Annotated in this window: 16 protein-coding genes and 4 pseudogenes; 11 read left to right on the top strand and 9 right to left on the bottom strand. The window is 59.4% G+C overall.

The genetic code is table 11. The annotated features are described in order from the left end of the window. Window positions 1-10 precede the first annotated feature (10 nt). Window positions 11-1,543, bottom strand: a complete 1,533-nt coding sequence (locus AC1D2R_RS18540) for an MFS transporter (protein ID WP_477969194.1) — start codon at window positions 1,541-1,543, stop codon at window positions 11-13. Between the two features lie 171 nt (window positions 1,544-1,714). Here AC1D2R_RS18540 and AC1D2R_RS18535 point away from each other — a divergent pair, with 171 nt between their 5' ends. Both AC1D2R_RS18535 and AC1D2R_RS18530 read left to right on the top strand, forming a co-directional pair. Continuing rightward, window positions 1,715-2,602, top strand: a complete 888-nt coding sequence (locus AC1D2R_RS18535; RefSeq protein ID WP_477969192.1) for a LysR family transcriptional regulator — start codon at window positions 1,715-1,717, stop codon at window positions 2,600-2,602. A gap of 358 nt (window positions 2,603-2,960) precedes the next feature. Then, window positions 2,961-3,185 (top strand): hypothetical protein, encoded by a 225-nt coding sequence (locus tag AC1D2R_RS18530; protein ID WP_477969190.1) that lies wholly within the window; start codon window positions 2,961-2,963, stop codon window positions 3,183-3,185. A gap of 47 nt (window positions 3,186-3,232) precedes the next feature. Here AC1D2R_RS18530 and AC1D2R_RS18525 read toward each other — a convergent pair. The 3 genes and pseudogenes from AC1D2R_RS18525 to AC1D2R_RS18515 form a co-directional block, all read right to left on the bottom strand. Then, window positions 3,233-3,760: pseudogene (locus AC1D2R_RS18525) on the bottom strand (GlxA family transcriptional regulator); the annotation flags it as partial. Window positions 3,761-3,825: 65 nt separating this feature from the next. Further along, window positions 3,826-4,821 carry an extracellular catalytic domain type 1 short-chain-length polyhydroxyalkanoate depolymerase gene (locus tag AC1D2R_RS18520; protein ID WP_477969188.1) on the bottom strand — a complete coding sequence of 332 codons (996 nt, stop codon included), beginning with the start codon at window positions 4,819-4,821 and terminating at the stop codon, window positions 3,826-3,828. After that, window positions 4,818-5,297 (bottom strand): NUDIX hydrolase, encoded by a 480-nt coding sequence (locus AC1D2R_RS18515; RefSeq protein ID WP_477969186.1) that lies wholly within the window; start codon window positions 5,295-5,297, stop codon window positions 4,818-4,820. Before AC1D2R_RS18515 ends, AC1D2R_RS18520 begins: the two co-directional genes overlap by 4 nt. Before the next feature lie 74 nt (window positions 5,298-5,371). Between AC1D2R_RS18515 and AC1D2R_RS18510 the strand changes: the two genes are divergently transcribed. After that, complete coding sequence (locus AC1D2R_RS18510; RefSeq protein ID WP_477969184.1) at window positions 5,372-6,454, top strand: CYTH and CHAD domain-containing protein; 1,083 nt, start codon at window positions 5,372-5,374, stop codon at window positions 6,452-6,454. Then, window positions 6,444-6,815, top strand: coding sequence for a CHAD domain-containing protein (locus AC1D2R_RS18505; protein WP_477969182.1), 372 nt, complete (start codon window positions 6,444-6,446; stop codon window positions 6,813-6,815). Before AC1D2R_RS18510 ends, AC1D2R_RS18505 begins: the two co-directional genes overlap by 11 nt. 175 nt (window positions 6,816-6,990) lie before the next feature. On the opposite strand, the gene AC1D2R_RS18500 is transcribed toward AC1D2R_RS18505, so the two are convergent. The 4 genes and pseudogenes from AC1D2R_RS18500 to AC1D2R_RS18485 form a co-directional block, all read right to left on the bottom strand. Next, window positions 6,991-7,620, bottom strand: a complete 630-nt coding sequence (locus AC1D2R_RS18500) for a hypothetical protein (RefSeq protein ID WP_477969180.1) — start codon at window positions 7,618-7,620, stop codon at window positions 6,991-6,993. A 27-nt stretch (window positions 7,621-7,647) separates the two neighbouring features. Continuing rightward, window positions 7,648-9,042, bottom strand: a complete 1,395-nt coding sequence (locus AC1D2R_RS18495) for a selenium-binding family protein (RefSeq protein WP_477969178.1) — start codon at window positions 9,040-9,042, stop codon at window positions 7,648-7,650. Between the two features lie 535 nt (window positions 9,043-9,577). Next, window positions 9,578-9,676 (bottom strand): annotated as a pseudogene (locus tag AC1D2R_RS18490) (IS630 family transposase); the annotation flags it as partial. A gap of 206 nt (window positions 9,677-9,882) precedes the next feature. After that, window positions 9,883-10,308: pseudogene (locus AC1D2R_RS18485) on the bottom strand (sterol desaturase family protein); the annotation flags it as partial. 802 nt (window positions 10,309-11,110) lie between these two features. On the opposite strand from AC1D2R_RS18485, the gene AC1D2R_RS18480 reads away from it, so the two are divergent. Beyond that, on the top strand, window positions 11,111-11,437 hold the full coding sequence (locus tag AC1D2R_RS18480; protein WP_477969176.1) for a hypothetical protein: 327 nt from the start codon (window positions 11,111-11,113) through the stop codon (window positions 11,435-11,437). Next, window positions 11,437-11,619, top strand: a complete 183-nt coding sequence (locus tag AC1D2R_RS18475) for a GNAT family N-acetyltransferase (protein WP_477969174.1) — start codon at window positions 11,437-11,439, stop codon at window positions 11,617-11,619. Before AC1D2R_RS18480 ends, AC1D2R_RS18475 begins: the two co-directional genes overlap by 1 nt. Window positions 11,620-11,666: 47 nt before the next feature. Here the strand turns inward: AC1D2R_RS18475 and AC1D2R_RS18470 are convergent. Next, a pseudogene (locus AC1D2R_RS18470) lies at window positions 11,667-12,116 on the bottom strand (LLM class flavin-dependent oxidoreductase); the annotation flags it as partial. Between the two features lie 147 nt (window positions 12,117-12,263). Here AC1D2R_RS18470 and AC1D2R_RS18465 point away from each other — a divergent pair. The 5 genes from AC1D2R_RS18465 to AC1D2R_RS18445 are packed head-to-tail and all read left to right on the top strand — an operon-like array spanning window position 12,264 to window position 16,539. Next, on the top strand, window positions 12,264-12,764 hold the full coding sequence (locus AC1D2R_RS18465; protein ID WP_477969172.1) for an NADH-quinone oxidoreductase subunit J family protein: 501 nt from the start codon (window positions 12,264-12,266) through the stop codon (window positions 12,762-12,764). Beyond that, window positions 12,764-13,066 (top strand): NADH-quinone oxidoreductase subunit NuoK, encoded by a 303-nt coding sequence (gene nuoK, locus AC1D2R_RS18460; protein WP_477969170.1) that lies wholly within the window; start codon window positions 12,764-12,766, stop codon window positions 13,064-13,066. The genes AC1D2R_RS18465 and nuoK overlap by 1 nt, the downstream gene beginning before the upstream one ends. Before the next feature lie 5 nt (window positions 13,067-13,071). Then, the gene (locus tag AC1D2R_RS18455) at window positions 13,072-14,535 is read left to right on the top strand and encodes a monovalent cation/H+ antiporter subunit D family protein (protein ID WP_477969168.1); all 1,464 of its coding nucleotides are present in this window, start codon (window positions 13,072-13,074) and stop codon (window positions 14,533-14,535) included. Then, window positions 14,532-14,786 (top strand): hypothetical protein, encoded by a 255-nt coding sequence (locus tag AC1D2R_RS18450; RefSeq protein WP_477969166.1) that lies wholly within the window; start codon window positions 14,532-14,534, stop codon window positions 14,784-14,786. The genes AC1D2R_RS18455 and AC1D2R_RS18450 overlap by 4 nt, the downstream gene beginning before the upstream one ends. Further along, window positions 14,779-16,539 (top strand): Na(+)/H(+) antiporter subunit D, encoded by a 1,761-nt coding sequence (locus AC1D2R_RS18445; RefSeq protein WP_477969164.1) that lies wholly within the window; start codon window positions 14,779-14,781, stop codon window positions 16,537-16,539. Before AC1D2R_RS18450 ends, AC1D2R_RS18445 begins: the two co-directional genes overlap by 8 nt. The last annotated feature ends 5 nt before the right edge of the window (window positions 16,540-16,544 follow it).

Genomic DNA, 16,544 nt, shown 5'->3' with positions numbered 1-16,544 from the left:
GTCTCGAGCGCTACATAGACGCTTGAGCCGAAGCGGTCGATCCACGACCTCCAAACACCATGAAGCTCATCGCTGCCAGTACCCAGACACTCACGCCACCGTAGAGCGTGACGCGCCCGAATCCTTCCGCGAGTGCTTGGTGAACGACAATATCTGATACACTTTGACCCGATGTTCCCATTGTTCCTGCGGCAATTAACTCAGCCAGAGAGCGGAGGGTGGATATGTCCGTGTCGAGCGGCATGTTGGTCCTGAGCGACGTCAGCACACCCTCGACCAGGATCGACCCCATGATCGGGATATTGATGGCCAGCGAGATCATGCGCGCGCTCATGTCGATGCCCGACGCCATGCCGGAGCGCGAGGGAGGAACCGCCCCCGTTGTTGTATTGGTGACCGGCGTGTTGGTCAGGCCAAGCCCGACCCCTGCCAAGATGCAACCCGGCAGCATGGTCAGCCAGTTCGCATTCTCGGCGTCACCTCCGAGCTTCATCAGCATAAAGCCGAGGCCGATGGTGAAAAGCCCCGCCGGAATGACAAGGCGGGGTTGGTATCGCAGCGACAGTCGTTCGGCCAATGGCGGCACGACCAGCGCGGGCAACGTATAAGCAAGTAGCCCCAGCCCGGCGGCAACGCTGTCATAGCCAAGGCCCGCCTGGAACCAGATCGGCAGATAGATCATGAACGGCCAGAAGCTGATATTCATCGCCACCGAGCCAATGATGGCGCCCGAAAAGCGGCGTATCCGGAATACAGACAGATCGAACATTGGCCTTCGGGTTAGTTTTCCGGCGATGAGGAACGCGACGCAACTGACGAGCGAGACAGATAAAATCGAAAGCGCCGCCGGGCTTGCGAAGCCGAGATCGTGTCCTTGGGTGATGAAGAAAGCCAAGCAGAACACCGCTACAGACAGTGTCGAGATACCGATGAGGTCGATATGGGTCGCCTCCGGATCTCGCGATTCCCGCACCCCACTGGCTGCCAGCAACAATGCAAGGATGCTGACCACGACATGCACGAGGAACACCCATTCCCAGCTCCACAACGCGACGATGGCACCACCGACAATCGGCCCGAATCCCAGTCCCACTCCAGAGACGATGCCCCACCATCCGAAGGCCATGCCGCGCTCACGCGCCGTGCGGAACTGATGCGAAAGGATGGCGATCTGGCACACAAGCATCGCGCCACCGCTTAATCCCTGAAAAAAACGGGCGCCGATCAGCACCGGAACGCTTTCGGTCATCCCGCAGGCCAGAGAAGCCACGCCAAATGCGACGATGCTGGTGACGAACACCCGTTTGCGGCCGAAGCGATCGGCCAGTGCACCCGTCGCCATCAGCACCATCGTCACGCCTATGGTGTAGGCGTTCATTATCCACTGAAGCTGCCTGAAATCCGCGTGCAGCACCTGTTCCAGTGTCGGCAAGATTGCCGGAACGCTGGAGATCTCGAGGCCGAACATAAGTGCGGACAGGCAAACCGCGGCCAGTGCTATGGCGCTCCTGCTGCGGGTTTTTACGGATACGGCAAGGGTCATGGTCCGGTCTTTCATCATTGAGGATGGCAGCAAAGATGGCAGCGGCGAACTCCACTCGGGGCGGGGCGCGGGGACGTGTTTCGGTTCGACGGATTTCTCCATAGCGAAACCTTGACCATGACTGAACCGGATGATTGAACATATCAGAGATAACAATTTCGGATCATTGCCATGGCCACTCTGGACGTGGACGCCGTCCAGGCGTTCGTCACCATCGCCGATCTTCAGAGCTTCACCCACGCCGCTGAGGCGCTCGGCACTACCCAGGGCGCGATCAGTGTGAAGCTCAAGCGCCTTGAAGCGAGGCTCGGCCAGCGGCTGATCGAGCGCACGCCCCGCTCGGTGCGCCTTTCGGCGCAAGGTGCCGTGTTCCTCACGGGTGCCCGCGAATTCCTTGCGGCCCATGACCGCGCCATGGCCGGGTTGTCGGCGGCACGGCGCCGTTTCGGCCTCGGCATCGCCGCGCATGTCGCGGGACCAGAAGTCCCGACCCTTCTGGCGCGGCTAAACGCCCACGATCCCGGCCTCACCATAGAAGTGCGGATGGACCATTCGCGCGTATTGCTGGACGCATTCGATCGCGGAGAGCTCGATGCCGCCATCATTCGGCGTGATGATGACAGGCGCGACGGCGAGGTGCTGGGACCCGAGCATTTCGGCTGGTTCGCGGCCCCGCAGTTCGAACACCGTCAGGGCGAGCCTTTACGGCTTGCTGCGCTCTCCCCCGCCTGCGGTGTCCGCGATATCGCGACGCGTGCACTGGACGCTGTTTCCATGGCATGGACCGAAGTCTTCCTTGGCGGCACGTCATCAATGGTGACAGCCGCGGTTTCCGCGGGCCTCGCCATTTCGGCCTTCTCCTGTCGGCTTGCCCCTCCTGGCACGGTCGAGGTCAGCCAGCGCTTCGGTCTGCCGCCCCTGCCCTCCACCGAGATCATTATGTTCTCGACCCTCACCGACAAAAGATCCCGTGAGGCTCTACGCACGCTCGCGGCAGCCTTCCGTGAACATCGTCCGCCGACCTCACCAGCGACCGCCGCGCCTGGTTCGAGGGTCTAGCGAAACCTCATCCGGGCCAGAGAGGTAAAGCCACGCGCGATGGCTTCGGACCTGGCCGCTCTAGAACAGGGGCCGAGTGCTCCTTCGGTCGCAAGTGCCGTATTCCAGGGTTGCATCGAGGATTTCACGCCATGGTCGAGCTGGGAGATGATATTGTGGTGAAAACGGCGTCGATAGTCGGATCGTTGGTTGTTTGTTGACGGCTCATGTTCGAAACCTTCGTCCTGAGGTTTTGCCATCGCGACCTGCCACGCGGTCCGACTGCCGCGCACTTCTATGACATGCTCTCGATAACGTCCTGCGACAAAATCGTGCTATAGTTTAGCGAATACCAGAATTCGGCAAACGGAGGCTGACTATGATTACACGCAAAGACATGACTGCCGACGAATGGAAGTGGCTGGTGCGGATCTATCAACATGACGCCGGCTCGCTCCCCGCCGCTGTTTGCAAGAGGCTGAATGAACTTGGCCTCACCGAAGAACTGGTGGGTGATGCCAGCGTGAGTGACGTCGGCAGATCCCTGGTCGATCACGAGCTGCTTGCTGAAAGAAGGAATAGGCTGCAAGAAGAGCGTCATTGACCCGCTCCTGCCGCTGCTGGATTGAGTTGTGACACCCAGAGACTTCCCTACGCCTGCACTGCGCTCTCGGCGATATCAATCGGGTCGCTCTTTCCTGAGCGCCTGATCGACTGTGGAGGTAATCCGAACGCGCGAAGGAAAGCGCGACGCATGCGGTCCCGGTCGGCAAACCCCGTCTGGCGCGCGATCACGTCGATCGGATGCCGACTCTGCTCCATCATTAAACGAGCGGCTTCAACGCGAAGACGCTCAACCACCTTCGCAGGCGGTTGCCCGGTCTCCGCCTGGAAGGCCCGGCTGAACTGGCGAGGGCTGAGGCTAGCGACCTTTGCCAGTTCGGTTACCGAGAGTTCTGTCTGAAGGTTGCGCCGTGCGTACGTCAGCGCGCGCTGGATACGGTCTGATTTCGGGACGAGGTCCAGAAGTTCTGAGAACTGCGACTGGCCACCGGGGCGCCTGTGATAGACCACGAGCTTCCGCGCGACCGCTCGCGCAACCTCTTCGCCGAGATCCTGCTCCACCAACGCGATCGCGAGATCGATTGCCGCGCTCGCACCCGCCGACGTCCAGATAGAGCGTCCATCTGTGAAGCTGTTCAGGATTGGCACACACCGTGGCTGATATCGCTCCACGAGTCCGCTCACCGTCGCGACAACCCCCACGAACGCATGAGCTCAACTGGAGCGGAGATCTCAGCGGCCAGTACGAATGGGTCCTTCGATCTTGACGCCCCACTGCGCACTTTGACAGGAAGGCCATGCCCCATGTCGGTGATCGAATAGGACGCGACCTGAGCCTGGCCAGCGGTCCTCCATGAACGCAGTTCGCCCCATGCCTTCTTCTCAACAAGGCCGGAGTTTCGGTCGAGCCCGCGGGCTTCCAGCCATTGGTCAATACTCGCATCCGCATTCGTCGGATTAACCACCCGATCCGCTGTCCCGTGCCAAATGCTGATAGGGGGCCACGCCTGGCGTCCAGGTGATACCTCGACAACCCTGCTGCCCCATCCAGCCGATGGCGTCAATGCACCGGACTTCATGGCTCGGAGCGCCGACATCGCGTCTCGCACCCCGCCGAACGGCATGCCTGCCACGATCGCCGCGCCTGCGAACAAGCTTGGGTAGTTGGCAACGAGTGCTGCCGTCATGGCACCTCCTGCTGAAAGGCCCACGATATAGATACGCTTGCGGTCGATCCGGTGCCGATTGCATGCCTGTTCGATCATCTGCTTGATGGACAGCACCTCACCGCGGTCGCGGGCGACAGCACTGGGTCGGAACCAATGGAAGCATCCCTGCGCATTGTTGCTCTTCGTCTGCTCGGGAAAGAGAAGAACGAAGCCCCTCTCCTTAGCAAGCCGTGAGAAGCCGCTCGCAGCGTCCAGACTCTCGGGCGTCTGATTGCATCCGTGGAGTACCAGGACGAGCGCTGGATTCTTCGGCAGCTTAGCAGGGACAAACGATTTCATTCTGAGCCCTCCGGGGTTACTTCCGAAAGAGGCTGTGGTTTCGAGCGCAGGTTTGATCGATCTCGCGCGTCTGCGCGGGGGCGGACGTAGGAGAGCCTCGACGAGCTTGGTAACCTTCCTCTGCGTCTTGAGCGCCTTCGAAAGCGATCTGGGGAAACCAAACCTCAAAGGTCAGCCGCCCGCAGTTGGATTAGCAAAGTTCGCAGGCCCGGCTGCGCTGCGCCGCGGACTGCGACGTCCAGTGGGAACCATGTCTGTTTCCGGACTGCCTTCTCCGGGAACTCGTTCGCAAGTCCGGACACTTGGATAAGATGGACAGCGACGTGATAGCGATGCGGCGAGCTGTCCTTCTGGTAGCTGAACGAACCGAACACGCGAGTATCGACAGCGCCGACAACGCCCGCCTCCTCAAAGGATTCCCGTCCTGCGGCGGCTTGGCTGCTTTCACCCGGATCAAGGTGCCCCTTGGGAACTCCCCATCTTCCGTTTCTCCGGCTCCCGACCAGAAGAACGCTGAGCTGACCGCTGCCGTTACGTCTATAACAGATCGCACCCGCCTGCTGAACGTCGCGGGCAGCGCTGCTGGCCGAGGGCTGGTTGACGCTCGCGAGCATGGCTATTCTTGATTTCTTCCTATCTTTCATCAGATCGCTGTAGCACCGAACGATGACAGTGAACGCAGCGCTGAGGATCATTCCTTTAGCAGTCGGAGTTCGCCTTGTCGTCAGAAACCGAAATCAAGCTCGACCTTTCACCGGAAGACCTGAATTCACTTCTTGGTTCCGATCTTCTTGGGGAGCCCGACCGCGTCCTCGAACAGCGCTCCACCTACTTCGACACGTCCGACCGAACGCTCTGGCAGGAAGGCTTCACACTCCGCATCCGGCGGGTTGGGGAGGCGCACACCCAGACAGTAAAGGCCACTGGTAAGAGCAGGTCCCTGTTCGCCCGATCCGAGTGGGAGACGCCTGTCGAGGGGGACGAACCCGCTCTTGACCATACGAGCCCCCTTGTGGGCGAGTTCGGCGGCCATCTGAAGCTTGAGCCAGCATTCGACGTCGTCATCGAGCGACGCCTGTGGAACGTTGACGAAAACGGATCCAAGATAGAGATCGTCGTAGACCAAGGCGAGGCCGTGTCGGGCGACCGCCGCTCTCTGATCCGGGAAGCCGAGATCGAGCTGAAGGACGGCAGCCCGATCGATCTATTCGTGTTCGCCAGGAAGATCGATCCCGTCGCGCCTTTCAAGTTTGGTGTCCGCTCGAAGGCGGAGCGCGGCTTCGATCTCATTGAAGCGCAGAAGTCAGTGTTTAAGGCCGAACCCATTCATCTTGAGCGTGACATGGATGCAGCCGCTGCGTTCCAAGCCATCGCAATTTCATGTGTGCGGCAGTTTCGACTAAACGAGGAGGTGCTCCTCGCGAAAGGAAATCCGGAAGCACTGCACGAGGCCCGGGTCGCGCTCAGACGGTTGAGATCTGCGTTCTCGCTTTTCAAGTCGGCAATCCACGGCGACGAGCCACAACGGCTCAAGGATGAGCTTCGATGGTTGGCCGGGGTGCTCGGCGAAGCGCGCAACGTCGATGTATTGCTGATGAAGGCGACGGACGCCGATCTTGTCTTCAAGCTCAAGACAGCGCGCGAAGCGGTGTATCGGGAGGCGATCGAAGCGTTGAACTCGTCGCGGGCGCGCGCGCTTTTGCTCGATCTGCTTCAGTGGCTGGAATGCGGTGCCTATCTCCCTAACAGCCGGGAAACGTCGGCGGATACTCAGAGATTTTGCGTCGCGGGTGCTGGATAAGCAGCGCAAGCGGCTCAAGAAAGACGGCAGCTCGTTGGCAAAAGTGGATGACGAGCATCGCCATGAAGTCCGGAAAGATGCCAAGAAGTTCCGGTATGCTGCCGAGTTTTTCGCCTCACTTTTCGGCGACAGACGAGGTGCGCAGCGACATAAGAAATTTCTGGCTGCGATGGAGACCCTTCAGGACGACCTTGGGGTCTTGAACGATCTGGCGACTGGGCTGGATGTGCTGGAGAAGCACGGCCTCGCCGAACATCCGGCGAAGGACACGGTCGTTTCCCATGCCGATAAGAGCGCCTTGATCGGTACAGCTCAGGCCTCGGTCGACGACGTCCTCGATACGAAGAGATTCTGGCGCTGACGGCCGTCTGGAGAAGAGCGCCAGTTAGGTCAATTCGTCGGCTTCCGGATGATGGCCGCGCGGAAGGCAGGCAGCGAAGCCGACATCCACAACAGTTGTGGAAACGGCACTATCGCTGACATGGTTTGGCGGAGAAGCTGGATGAGGAACATTGCCTCCGATTTTTTTCGTCTTGCTAGACAATCAACAGCAGCGAGCCGGTGACGAACAGTACGATTGCCCATAGGAGATCAACATTGATCCAGGCGCTTCGCAATATCTCGAGCCCGACCCAGCGATAGACCGCCATGGCGACGAGACTTGTGACCGCCAACATCGCAAACGTGTGGACGCCGACCGCTGCGATCGCCATCGCCGCGGACCCAGCGCCGCCGATTTCTCGTAGTGGCGACTCCGTGAGACAGAGGGGCATCAAGGCCGGCACGATCATGAACCCCGCACCATGGGCCGTCGCCATCAGGAACGACCAGAACGCAAGACCCGCAAGCCCCGTGCGCAGGCCGATGCGTACGCGGCGTCGGTGTCCGAAGACATGATGCCAGATAGCCCATGCAACAAGCGCCCCTCCGGTGGCAGTGCGCACAGCATCCTGGTTGACGAAACGCCCGGCGGCGACCAGGGCTCCGGCCACCAGTGCGATGGACACGGCGTGTCCGAGGGCGATGGCGGGCACTGCCTGGACCACCGCGGCAGAACTCTGCCGGTGAACGCCAAGCGCAACGGCAAACAGCCATCCCATCGCCGGATTGAGGCCATGGAAGGCCCCTAGTCCCGCCAGTAGCATCCAGGGCCAGAGCTCGTTCATGGGCGCCTCACCGGCTGACGCCGTTCATTACGGATAGCAATAGGAATCTGACGAGCAATCGCCACCCTGCAGGCGGATCTGGTGTGGGCGATGCGACTTTGGCCATTCGACGAAGAATTTCTCGTCGAAGGCAATGCCGCCCTCAGGTTTCGCGTCAAGCTTTACCATCCAGCCAGAGACGCCATCGGGATAGAACTGCTCGTCGATCGCTCCATAGAGCGAGTTGGTGAAGTAGACCCGGCGGCCGTCGCGGCTGATCTCGACCATCTGCGGGCCGCCGTTCAGCGCACCATTCCTCGCCCCTGGATGCGAAGCACGCGATACGATGCCGCCGATCCGGACCTTGCCTGTCAGCTTTGGCTTGAACGGATCGGAGACATCGTACTGGTGCAGGTCGCCGGTTCCCCAGCATGACACATAGAGATATCGGTCATCCATCGAAAGATCGATGTCGGTGACGAGCGGCGGCACTGCCTTGAACCCCTTGAGCATCGGCGGCAATTGGTCGGCATCGGCGGCCTCCGCCGGAATGTCGATCACCTTTGTCACTCCCCATTTCGCGCCGTCACGGTGCCAGACCCAGATCGAGGAGGAGAGGTCCTCGAGACTGAGTACACAGTTGACAAACCCATAGGCTTTGGTCGGGTCGTGCGCGGGTCTGAGTTCGAAGACGAGCTGATACTTGTCGCCGAAATCGATCGTCTGCAGGTGCTTGCGCTTGTGCAAATCCCAAAAATGCAGGCGTCGGCCGTATTTTGCGCCGAGCAGGATTTCCGGGATCAACCCGTTTTCGAAGGTATCCGGCGTGCCCCATTCGCTCGTGACGAGCGTATCGTGGCCAAGGTGCCACCAGACGTCATAGGAAAGTTGTTGCGGTCCGCGATCCATTTCCCACTGGCCGCGCACCTCGAATGTCTCGTGATCCATGAGGAACACGCCGCCTGGTGCCTTGCCCTCGGCATTGCCAAGTGCTGCGACATAGATCCCTTCCGGTCCGCAGTGAACGGTATGAGGCCTGGAGTAACCGGCCCGTTCAGCCACTTCGCCGGGCTCGATCACCTTGACGATAGACGGATTCCTGCCATCCGGCTTGGTGTCGATGATATGGATGCGGGATGATCTCAGTCCCGGTACGACCAGGTAGCGGCGTTCCGCGTGCGGATGTGGTGCGTTCGGACACAGGCAGGACGAGCAGGCGTTCCAGCCGAAATGATGCAATTCGTCGCCGACGTTGGGCATCGCAACGGTATTTACAATCTGTCCATAAGAGGCCGATTTCGGGTCGACATCGACGACCGCGAGCTCGTCAGGGACCACTCGTGTCGGATCGAAGGCGACGACATAGGCGATTGTCTCCGGCGCGGCCTTCATAGCCATTCGCGGTGACGGATAAAAGCTCGGATCGGGTTTCCACGTTACCATGTGAAGCGCTCCTGGCTCGCGTTGAACAAGGAAAGATGTTCGCTAGATGATTGCCGACAGCCGACGCATCGCTGCGGACGGGGCAGGATCCAAGGATGGTTCGACGACACGTCGATTCGAAACCGTCCTGTGCAGCTGCACGAGCAATAGAGGCAATCCTCCCCGCTGTAATTATCTCAGATAATGGCGGGTTTGGGCAGTCCCTTTTTCGCCGCCTCCCTCACCGCGGCTTCGACCAATTGCAAGCCGTGCCTCCCACGCGACAGACGTCGCGAAATTCGGCACTTCCGGCAGCAATCGCGCCCATAAGCGGAAGTTATTGCCGCTCGGCCACTCTTCAAAGGCAATTTATTAGGCCTTTGAAATCAGGTGGGAATCCGAATTTCCGCCAGATTAATTCATGGGGCGGCCGGTAGCGTAAATTTCCAACCGGAAACCTGTCTGCTTAAACCACCGACCAGAAAATCGGCTCAAATCCTGCTTGATTGGAACCGGAAATCGCCTTTTCATGCAGCATTGTCCACGTCTCCCCGCGCAGGCGCACGACCATCTCGTTGAGCGTGACGACCTTCATCGCCTCGATCATTCCGACGATAAAGGCCTCGTGCGCGTCCAGACGCGAACATCCGCGTCGCTCGCATCTGTCGGTTCGGATGATATCGGAACGGTACTATTCGGTTTGGGTCGGACCAGCTTCACTAAGGTCCTGCCGCTCCTCAGCATGGGAGTGATAAATGCGCCCTTGATCGTATTGAACTTCTGCAACGAACTGTCGCTATAGCCGGAAATGCCGAAGACAACTTGCTCTCCCTTGGATGGTCGATATCGAGTTCGGAAAAGCCAGTCAAAAACCGAGAGATTTGTACCAAAGTTCTTGTCCCAATGCGGCTGGAGCTTGCTGTGGTGAATTTGATGCATATGCGGGCTGATAAGGAAGGAATCGAACCATCCAAGGCCGACGGGAATATGCGAGTGCTTGAGGGGATCAAGCGTCCAGACGGTAAAGATTTTGATCACTACTGATTTGAGTAGCAGCGCTTCCGGCAGGCTGATGCCAAACACGTACATGAAGACACCGGCTGTCGGACCTGTGATCATCCCAGCCATGGCTCCCCCATAAACGAGTGGAAGCGAATGGCCGCGCTTGGAGGTAAGTGGATTCAGGAAATCCGCCGAATGATGGACTTTGTGCAATTCCCATAGCGCAGGGATCTTATGTTCGAGATAGTGCACGAAATAATCGGCGAACTCCGCAGCGAGGAACATTGCGATCGTGCATATAAAAGTGGCCAAATAGCCAACATGATATGGCGTCATCTCGCCAAGCAGACGCCGCAAAATCAAATCCGTGGAGGCTGCTGCGAAGGCCATGACGGCGATGCCGGGTGCGGCAAAAACAAAGTCGGTGAATTTCCTGTAGACGTAGATAAGTACGTCCATGTGGAAGCTTTTCGATTTCCAGGGGCTGAATGGAATACAGTGATCAAACATTTCCCTGATCGAGAATTGACCACGATTGCGATACAGCTGGAAGGCAAAGGTAAGTAGTCCAGCGCCGAAGAACATCCCCCAGGTGATGGCAAATTGGGGAAAGCTGATGAAATACGAGTACACCGTGTCCAGGTCAATCACGCTGCTTTCCTCACATTGCCATCTCGCGAAGTAGCGTCGGTCACTCGGTGACGCAGTCGAGTGGAGTGGTTCATTGCCAAGACCTCCTGCTCTGTGCCCGAGGCTGCAACCGTTCGGCAAAGTCTCTGCGCAAGAAGTGTCTACGGTCGTCGCCGCTCCGAAGACAGCAATCTCCATTGGCTGACAGTTAGCGCAGCCTCATCACCAAAGTTTAAGGCTACAGATCGCAGTATGAAGCATGTTGCAAGAACATCAATATGAAGTATGTGTCATATATAAGGAGAAAAGGCGTGATTTAGCCGCCGCTCTATCGAGAAAAGCTTGTTTTTATTACGCATCGTCCAAAGTAGCGAATGGAGATTCCCTTTCAGATAAAATTGTTATTTATTGAGGTAGCAACTGCCACTAGTCAGTTGCTACCTTTGGAGGGCAGTTCATGGAAATCCACGCAGTCAGTTCTCTGTCTGACTTCGAAGAGGCGCATGCGCTCATCAATGTCATGGGCAAATGGGACGCCGAACAGTCTCGCAAGTTCGGAGTGCCCGATGTTGTATTGATGGAATACATCTACGGACACACTGTAGAAACTCTGATGGAAAAGTTCAGACAACGCGCCGCGGGATTCTTCTTAGCCCGCATGGACAAATATGTTGTCGGGTGCGCTGGCTATTCGAAGTCAGATGACGGTATTGCCGAAATACAGAAAAATGTACGTTCGCCCGGAGGCGAGAGGCGAGAGGCAAAGGCGTTGCGAAGGGCCTGATGACCGCCTGCTTAGATAGAATGCGCGATGACGGATACGCTAGTGTGCGATTGGAAACCGTCACGTTTATGAGTGACGCCATAGCTCTGTACGATGCCTTTGGCTTCAAGCGAAGCGGCCATTTCCGAGCCGTTCCCCAAAGCTTGCAGCCCATCACGATTTTCATGGAGAGGAAGCTCTAAGCACAACAAGCGATCTCCGCCGCGCGACGATCATCTCTCTGCGTCTCGCGCCCTTTGAGATCGCTGTAGATGGCGACGGAAGTCTCCAGCGTTTTGCTGGACGGTAAAGAGATTCGGCCGTTCTAGCCGCGAGCTCGGCCGGGCTCCGGTAAATATTCAGCGGCCCGCGAACTTGGAACAATACGCCACGATGATTTAGGGGGCGAACCTTCTCAGGATCAAAGTAGACACCGCTTTCCCTATCCCGTGGGAAGGCGCGTCATCGTCTGAGGTGTCCCGGAGACCGGTGGACGACATCGACGAACTCCTCTGCCCGATTGGAGCGGTCGGCATGCGCGATGATCGCATCGCGGCTGAGATTGTAGGCTGGGGTCGACGGAAGTAACCAGGTTCCATCCGGAGCGGCCGCCGGAAAGATGATCGAGAGAGCCTAACTGCCCTGCGAGATTAGAGGGATCGGGGAAACTCGTGGAAGTGGTGGCCACAAGACCGATCCGGCTCCCCGGTTTCGGTACGGCGATGACAATAATCTTGTGAAAAATCCGATACTGGGGCACAATTTGTGAACGCATCTGAAGTTGCGGCGCAAGCTCAAATCCGGCCGTCTCGCGCCGAGTGACAGTTCGCGTCGGAGGGTCGCGTCGATGGATCAGGGGTTCTTTCTTCTGTTCGCTACGGTATCCGTGATCACGGCCCTGATGGTGGTCCTTGCGCGCAATCCGGTTCACAGCGCATTGGCGCTGATGGCGTGTTTCCTGCAGGTCTCGGCAATCTTCGTCTTGCTCGAGGCGCCGCTGCTCGCAGTCATCCAGATCTTCGTCTATGTCGGCGCAATCATGGTCCTGTTCCTATTCGTGATCATGATGACCGATGTGCGCGAGGCGGGGTTGCAGCGGTTCTTGCCGGGCAGCAACCTGCCGGCTCTGGTGCTGCTTGTCCTGCTTGGGGTCGAGATGTTTGTGCTGGTGCTCCGGAGCGACCGCTTTTCGGTCACGGAGCCCGTCGCGATGCGTGGCGGCGATGCGATCAGGCAGCTCAGCACGACACTTTTTGCCGACTATCTGCTGCCGTTTGAAGTTGCCTCCGTGATCCTGCTGGCGGCCCTGGTCGGCGCCATCGTGCTGGCGCGGAAGGAGTCGGGGTAATGGTTCCGCTCTGGTGGTATATTTTGCTCGGAGTAGTCCTGTTCGTGATCGGAGCGGCGGGCGTGCTACTGAGGCGCAATATTCTGGTCGTGCTGATGTCGCTGGAGCTGCTGCTCAACTCGGTCAACATCAATTTCATCGCTTTCGGACACTACTACGGCGATTTCCGCGGACAGATCTTCGCGATCTTCGTCATCGCAATCACCGCGGCGGAGGTTGCCGTCGCCCTGGGTATCTTGGTCGCCCTTGTGAGGAATAAGTCCACCCTCAAGGTCGATGACGTGACCATGATGAAAGGATAGCGGCTTTGGACCAGGTTGTATCGATCCGGCCGCTGCTTGCCGTCGCGGTCGCAGGTCTGGCGGCCCTTGCGGTTCTCCTTCTGAACAACCGAGAGAGACTCCGCGATGTCGTCTCGCCGGTGGCCGCGATCGCCATGTTCGCAATTGTCGCCTCGATGGCGCCCACGGTGCTGGCGGGCGGGACAGTCGACTTGCGGCTGTTCGAGGTTCTGCCCGGAATTGACTTCGCTTTCCGGGTCGATGCCCTCGGCATGGTGTTCGCCACCGTCTCGTCGCTGCTGTGGATCGTGGCGGCGGTCTATTCCATCGGCTACATGCGCCACTTGAACGAGCATGCGCAGACCCGATTCTTTGCCTGTTTCGCCGCCAGCCTCGCGGCGGCGGTCGGGGGCGCCTTCGCCGCCAATCTGTTGACGCTGGTGATCTTCTACGAGGCGCTCAGCCTGGTTACATACCCGCTCGTCTACCACCACGAGGACGAAAAGGGATGGACCGGCAGCCGCAAGTACCTCGTCTATTTGATCGGCGCGTCGAAAAGCTTGCTGCTCGCCGCGCTGGCACTGACCTACCAAATTGCGGGGTCGCTCGACTTCGTGGCGGGGGGGCTGCTGGCGGGGGTCGATGCCTCGGCAGCGCTGCTGACGGTCGTCTATTTCTGCTATCTTTTCGGCTTTGCCAAGGCCGCGGTGATGCCCATGCACGCCTGGCTGCCTGCCGCGATGGTGGCGCCGACACCGGTCAGCGCGCTCTTGCATGCAGTGGCCGTGGTCAAGATGGGCGTGTTCTGCGTTCTGCGGGTGGTGTTCCATGTCTTCGGCGTCGGGCTGGTCGGTGGGCTGGGCCTGGGCATCGCCACGGCCTATCTGGCTTCGTTCACGATTGTGATGGCGTCGGTCTACGCCTTGACGCGGGACGACCTCAAGGCCAGGCTCGCCTATTCGACGGTCAGCCAGCTCTCCTATATCGTGTTGGGCGCGGTTATGTTGTCGCCGGTCGCGATGGTCGGTGGGATCATCCACATTGCAGCTCATGCATTCTCAAAGATCACGCTCTTTTTCTGCGCCGGGTCGATCTATTGCGCGTCTGGCAAGCGAAACATCAGCGACATGGCCGGCATCGGCCGCAGGCTTCCCTGGACCATGGGGGCGTTTTTCATCGCCTCGCTGAGCATGATCGGGGTGCCGCCGACCGCGGGCTTTATCAGCAAATGGTATCTGGCGTGGGGGTCGGTGGAGGCCGGGCAGATCGTGTTCCTGGCCGTGCTCCTGGTAAGCTCGATCCTCAACGCCGCCTACTTCCTGCCGGTCACCTACACAGCCTTCTTCGAGGTGGAGACGCAGGAGAGCCGGGCAACCGTCCGTGAGATTCCTATGGTCACCATCCCGCTGGTGGCGACCGCCATCCTGTCGGTCTTGATGGGCATCTTCCCCGATTACTTTCTTACTCTGGCGGACGGAGTGGTCAGATGATCAAGCGTGTCGTCGACTTCTTCGGTGACGGAAAATACCTGAACCAGCGCCGTCGGCTGTTCTATCTTGTCCTCGTTCTGATTGTCGTCGCCGACTTTCTGGTCTCTCGCGAACACGCCGAATACCTGTGGGACAGCCTGCCCGGCTGGTCCGCCGTCTACGGCTTCGGCTCCTGCGTGCTGCTGATTTTCGTTTCCAAGTTCCTCGGCCATCGGGGTGGGCTCATGCGGCGCGAGGACTATTATGACTGACTTCGTCCATCCCACCCTCCTGTTCATTCTCGGCGCCCTGCCGATCCCCCTTCTGAAAGGGTCCATCCGCAAGGTCTATCTGCTGCTGATCCCGGCCCTGGCGATCCTCGCCGTGCTTACGATGCAACCGGGCAACTACGGCGCGACGCAGATCATCGGGCAGGAAATCCTGATCGCGAAGGTCGACAAGTTGAGCATCCTCTTTGCCACCGTTTTCACCATCATGGCTCTGATCGGAACAGTCTACGCGCTTCACCTGACGCACGCCGGCCAGCATGTGGCCGCCTTCATCTACGTTGGCAGCGCGCTCGGCGTGGTATTTGCCGGCGACTACCTGACCCTGTTTCTGTTCTGGGAAGGTATGGCGTTTGCCTCTGCCTATCTGGTCTTTGCGCAGCGCGGCGAACAGGCGATCCGCGCTGGATTCCGGTATCTCATGGTCCATATCACCGGCGGGGTCGTTCTGCTCGGTGGCATCATTCTGCTTCGGGTCGCCACCGGTTCGCTGCTCTTTGGCCCAATGGGGGGAGAAATGGGCGTTGCCGCTTACCTGATCCTTGCCGGGTTCATCCTCAACGCTGCAGTGCCGCCGCTCAACGCCTGGCTGACAGACGCCTACCCGGAAGCAACCGTCACCGGGGCGGTGTTCATGAGCGCCTTCACCACCAAGACCGCCGTCTATGTACTGGCGCGGGCGTTTCCGGGAACCGAGCTTCTGGTTTGGCTCGGCACAGCAATGGCGCTCTACGGCGTCATCTACGCAGTACTGGAAAACGACTGCCGACGGCTCCTGGCCTATCACATCGTCAGCCAGGTGGGCTACATGGTCGCGGGTGTGGGCATCGGGACCGAGATGGCGGTCAACGGGGCCACCGGCCATGCCTTCGCGCATATTCTCTACAAGGCACTCCTGTTCATGGGTGCGGGGGCGGTCATCCACGTCACCGGCCGTCGCAAGCTCACCGAGCTCGGCGGGCTCTACAAGACCATGCCGGTGACCGTGGCGCTTTATATGGTCGGCGCCCTCGCGATCTCGGCATTTCCATTCTTCTCGGGCTTTGTCACCAAGTCGATGGTGGTGGCCGCTGCCGGACAGGATCATCGGGCGCTGGTGGTGCTGGCGCTGACGATGGCGTCGTCGGGGACGTTCCTGCACACCGGGCTAAAGCTCCCATATTACATGTTTTTCGGCGCGGACAGGAAACTGGAGGCGCGGGAGCCGCCGCGCAACATGCTGGTTGCGATGGGCATGGCGGCGGTTCTCTGCATTGCAATCGGGGTGTTTCCCCGGCCGCTCTATGCGCTTCTGCCTTACGCGGTCGATTTCGAACCCTACACGGGCCTCCATGTAACGGAGAGCCTCAGCCTGCTGATGTTCACCGCCTTGGGATTCGTGCTGTTCCTCAGGGCGCTCGACCCCGAGAACACGATCAGCCTCGACACAGACTGGTTCTATCGCAAGGGCGCACGGGTCTTCATGTGGCTCGCCGAAAATCCGCTGGCGCGCTACGAGAAGGCGGTGACCAACGTCGCCGAGGCAGCGGCGCTGCCCTTCCTGCATGGGGCGGCACGGGCGGGACTATGGATCGATCGCACTGGCGTGGACGCCGTCGTGAACGGCGTCGCCCTGTCCATCCTGCGCGGCGGCGGGGCACTGCGGAGGCTCCAGACAGGCGTCGTGACCCATTACGCGCTGGCGATGATCGTCGGTGTGATCGCAGCCACTGTCGTTTTCGCCGTGGTGTGGAGGTAGGGGGT

The sequence above is a fragment of the Rhizobium sp. P1_C7 genome, from assembly GCF_056406295.1.
Note: the sequence above shows the minus strand (reverse complement) of the source record. Positions and strands in the feature narration are given on the sequence as shown.

Bases quoted from the DNA above. Each gene is read 5' to 3' on its own strand.
- AC1D2R_RS18450 (WP_477969166.1), top strand. From the start codon at position 14,532: ATGATCAAGCGTGTCGTCGACTTCTTCGGTGACGGAAAATACCTGAAC.
- AC1D2R_RS18445 (WP_477969164.1), top strand. From the start codon at position 14,779: ATGACTGACTTCGTCCATCCCACCCTCCTGTTCATTCTCGGCGCCCTG.
- AC1D2R_RS18475 (WP_477969174.1), top strand. From the start codon at position 11,437: ATGACCGCCTGCTTAGATAGAATGCGCGATGACGGATACGCTAGTGTG.
- AC1D2R_RS18480 (WP_477969176.1), top strand. From the start codon at position 11,111: ATGGAAATCCACGCAGTCAGTTCTCTGTCTGACTTCGAAGAGGCGCAT.
- AC1D2R_RS18465 (WP_477969172.1), top strand. From the start codon at position 12,264: ATGGATCAGGGGTTCTTTCTTCTGTTCGCTACGGTATCCGTGATCACG.
- AC1D2R_RS18495 (WP_477969178.1), bottom strand. From the start codon at position 9,042: ATGGTAACGTGGAAACCCGATCCGAGCTTTTATCCGTCACCGCGAATG.
- AC1D2R_RS18530 (WP_477969190.1), top strand. From the start codon at position 2,961: ATGATTACACGCAAAGACATGACTGCCGACGAATGGAAGTGGCTGGTG.
- nuoK (WP_477969170.1), top strand. From the start codon at position 12,764: ATGGTTCCGCTCTGGTGGTATATTTTGCTCGGAGTAGTCCTGTTCGTG.
- AC1D2R_RS18515 (WP_477969186.1), bottom strand. From the start codon at position 5,297: ATGAAAGATAGGAAGAAATCAAGAATAGCCATGCTCGCGAGCGTCAAC.
- AC1D2R_RS18500 (WP_477969180.1), bottom strand. From the start codon at position 7,620: ATGAACGAGCTCTGGCCCTGGATGCTACTGGCGGGACTAGGGGCCTTC.
- AC1D2R_RS18540 (WP_477969194.1), bottom strand. From the start codon at position 1,543: ATGACCCTTGCCGTATCCGTAAAAACCCGCAGCAGGAGCGCCATAGCA.
- AC1D2R_RS18535 (WP_477969192.1), top strand. From the start codon at position 1,715: ATGGCCACTCTGGACGTGGACGCCGTCCAGGCGTTCGTCACCATCGCC.